4 protein-coding genes are annotated in these 2,880 nt (G+C 61.1%); 3 read left to right on the forward strand and 1 reads right to left on the reverse strand.

Annotated features, from left to right (window positions below):
- Positions 1-123: 123 nt before the first annotated feature.
- Positions 124-909 (reverse strand): sulfite exporter TauE/SafE family protein, encoded by a 786-nt coding sequence (locus GIW04_RS29490; RefSeq protein ID WP_003190943.1) that lies wholly within the window; start codon positions 907-909, stop codon positions 124-126.
- A 193-nt stretch (positions 910-1,102) separates the two neighbouring features.
- Between GIW04_RS29490 and GIW04_RS29495 the strand changes: the two genes are divergently transcribed.
- The 3 genes from GIW04_RS29495 to GIW04_RS29505 all read left to right on the forward strand — a co-directional run.
- Positions 1,103-1,624: a DUF3455 domain-containing protein gene (locus GIW04_RS29495; protein ID WP_003190941.1), complete on the forward strand. Its 522-nt coding sequence runs from the start codon at positions 1,103-1,105 to the stop codon at positions 1,622-1,624.
- Positions 1,625-1,710: 86 nt separating this feature from the next.
- Positions 1,711-2,241, forward strand: a complete 531-nt coding sequence (locus GIW04_RS29500) for a sigma-70 family RNA polymerase sigma factor (RefSeq protein ID WP_032892062.1) — start codon at positions 1,711-1,713, stop codon at positions 2,239-2,241.
- Positions 2,238-2,880, forward strand: a 643-nt coding sequence (locus tag GIW04_RS29505) for an anti-sigma factor (protein WP_236479513.1), incomplete at its 3' end; no start/stop codon positions are given. The genes GIW04_RS29500 and GIW04_RS29505, both read left to right, overlap by 4 nt.

Raw genomic sequence — 2,880 nt, forward strand, 5'->3', positions numbered from 1 at the left:
GAACCCTAAGTGGCCGTTACCGCAGGAATGGATATGTACTCGGTATAACGGTGTCGACTGTGAGGCCGCCTTCGCAGGCAAGCCAGCTCCCACATTTGGATCGTGGGGTGTCAGGCCACGTACTCAGAACGCCAACTTGTACCCCACCGCCATCAACATCACCGCCAGGCACGGCCGCAATACCCCATCGGGAATCTTACCCGTCATATGGCTACCCACGTAGATCCCCGGCAACGACCCCATCAGCAAAAACCCCAGCAAATGCCAGTCCATATTCCCCATGCTGGCATGGCCCAGGCCCGCCACCAAGGTCAGGGGCACCGCATGGGCAATCTCGGTGCCAACCAGGCGCCGCGTGGCCAGGAACGGGTACAGAATAAACAACGCCACCGTGCCCAGAGCGCCGGCGCCGATCGAGGTCAGTGCCACCATGGTGCCGAGGATCGCACCTGTCACGACAGTGAGCACATTCAGATTGCGCGGGCGCAGATGGTAGGAATCGCCAGCATGACGCTGGGCAAAGGCCAACAAGCTTTTCTTGAACAGGATCGCCAGGGCCGTCAGCAGCAATACCACGCCAAGGGCCTGCTTGATCACCGCGTTCATCGCGCTGGGGTCGGTGTGCAGGCTGGCCAGGAACCATAACGTCAGCAACACCGCCGGTACGCTGCCCAGGGTGAGCCAGCCAGTGATGGTCCAGTCGATATTCTTGTTCTTGCTGTGCACCAGCACGCCACCGGACTTGGTAATGGCGGCGTACAGCAGGTCGGTGCCCACTGCGGTGGCCGGGTTGATGCCAAACCACAGCAGGATCGGGGTCATCAGCGAACCGCCGCCCACCCCCGTCATGCCCACAATAAAACCCACTATCAGGCCGGCAACCACGAAACCAATATTACCTACATCCATTCCAGCTACCCGTGGCCTTATAAATTTCTGGCCGCAGGATAGCGATTTTTCTTATAACCACTTATACCGATGCGATCTGAGTTTATGCATTTTTGGAATCTAAGATTTTTTTTGCCAAGAACTGCATCCAAAGGGCGGGCCTGTGCCGTAGTCATCAGCGTAACCCTGCTGTTCTACCCAATGGAGAAACACCATGAACGCTAAAACACTGCTGTGCTTGACCGGTCTGCTCATCGCCGCACCGTCGGCGTTTGCCCAGGCGGGCCTGCCGGACAGCATCAAGGTGCCGGATGGCCACAAGCTGGCGATGCAAACCACCGGCGTCGGCGAAATCACCTATGAATGCCGCGACAAGGCCAACGCCGCCGGCCAGACCGAGTGGACCTTCGTCGGCCCCAAAGCCGTGTTGAACGACCGTAATGGCCAGCAGGTCGGCACCTATTTCGGCCCACCCGCCACCTGGCAGGCCAAGGACGGCTCGACCATCACCGGCACGCAATTGGCCGTGGCGCCGTCAAGCCCGGGTAACCTGCCCTATCAACTGGTCAAGGCCAACCCGGCCGAAGGCAAAGGTGCAATGAGTGGCGTGACGTATATCCAGCGGGTAGCGCTCAAAGGCGGGGTCGCTCCCGCTACGCCCTGCACCACGGCGAACAAAGGCGCCAAGGAAGTGGTGAAATACCAAGCGGATTACCTCTTCTGGGCCGCCAACTGAGCAAACTCAGCTACGCTGGCCAGGTAGGCGCGAGCAACCTCGCGCCTACCACGCGTAGACGTCTCCTCAGTGGCAGGAATTCTGGTTTGGCTGAAATCATCTTTGATTATGAAGTGTGCCTGTTAGCCTGCGCTCGCGGCGATCAACGCGCCCTGCACCAGCTCTATGAGCAGGACAGCAGCCGCTTGCTCGGTGTGGCACTGCGCATTACCCGCAACAAGGCACTGGCCGAGGACATCGTGCATGACGCCTTTATCAAGATCTGGCATGGCGCGCGCAGTTTCGACCCCCTGCGAGGCTCCGCACGGGGTTGGGTGTTCAGCGTGACTCGCCACCTGGCCCTGGACGTGGTACGCAGCGCCGGGCGCGACGTGCCGCTGGACGATCAGTACGAACCGCTGGCAGAGCCTGCCCAGGCTATCGAGTTTGCCGCACGCTCCGGGCAGATCCACCAATGCCTGGAACGGCTCGACCCGACACGCCGCACCTGCATCCTGCACGCCTATGTGGACGGTTACTCCCACAGCGAAATCGCGCAAAAGCTCAGTACCCCATTAGGCACAGTCAAAGCCTGGATCAAACGCAGCCTCACCGCCTTGCGCGAGTGCATGGCATGAACGACAGCCTGGATGAACTAGCCAGCGAATACGTGCTGGGGACCCTGCCCGCCGAACAGCGCGCGCAGGTTCAACAACGCCTGGCCCATGATGCGCCGCTGCGTGCAGCGGTGGATGCCTGGGAGCAGCGCCTGTTGCCTCTGGTAGCGCTGGCACAACCGGTACCGCCTTCGGCACAGCTGTGGCGGCGTATTGAACGCCGCATCAAAGCCCCCGAAACGAGCGTGACGTGGTGGAACCTGCTGGCGTTCTGGCGCGGGCTTTCTGCCGCGGGGGTGATGGCAAGCGTGGTGCTGGCGGCTTTATTACTGACGCGCCCGCCCCTGCCCGCACCCAGCTTCGTGGTGGTGCTGATGGCGCCACAAAGCCAGGCACCGGGCTGGGTGGTGCAGGCCAGTGATAATCAGCAGATCCAGTTGATTCCACTGGGGGTGATGGAGATTCCCGCTGACAAAGCCCTGGAGTTCTGGACCAAAGGCGATGGCTGGCAGGGTCCCGTTTCATTGGGGCTGGTAAAGCCGGGGCAGACCTTGTCGATACCCCTGGACAAGCTGCCGCCGCTGGCGCCGAACCAGTTGTTTGAACTGACGCTGGAAGGGCCCAATGGCTCGCCCACTGGCAAACCCACCGGGCCAATTC

Origin of the sequence: Pseudomonas sp. PA-4-8C, assembly GCF_021606625.1 — a bacterium.
In the GTDB taxonomy this organism is placed as follows: Bacteria; Pseudomonadota; Gammaproteobacteria; order Pseudomonadales; family Pseudomonadaceae; genus Aquipseudomonas; species Aquipseudomonas lactis.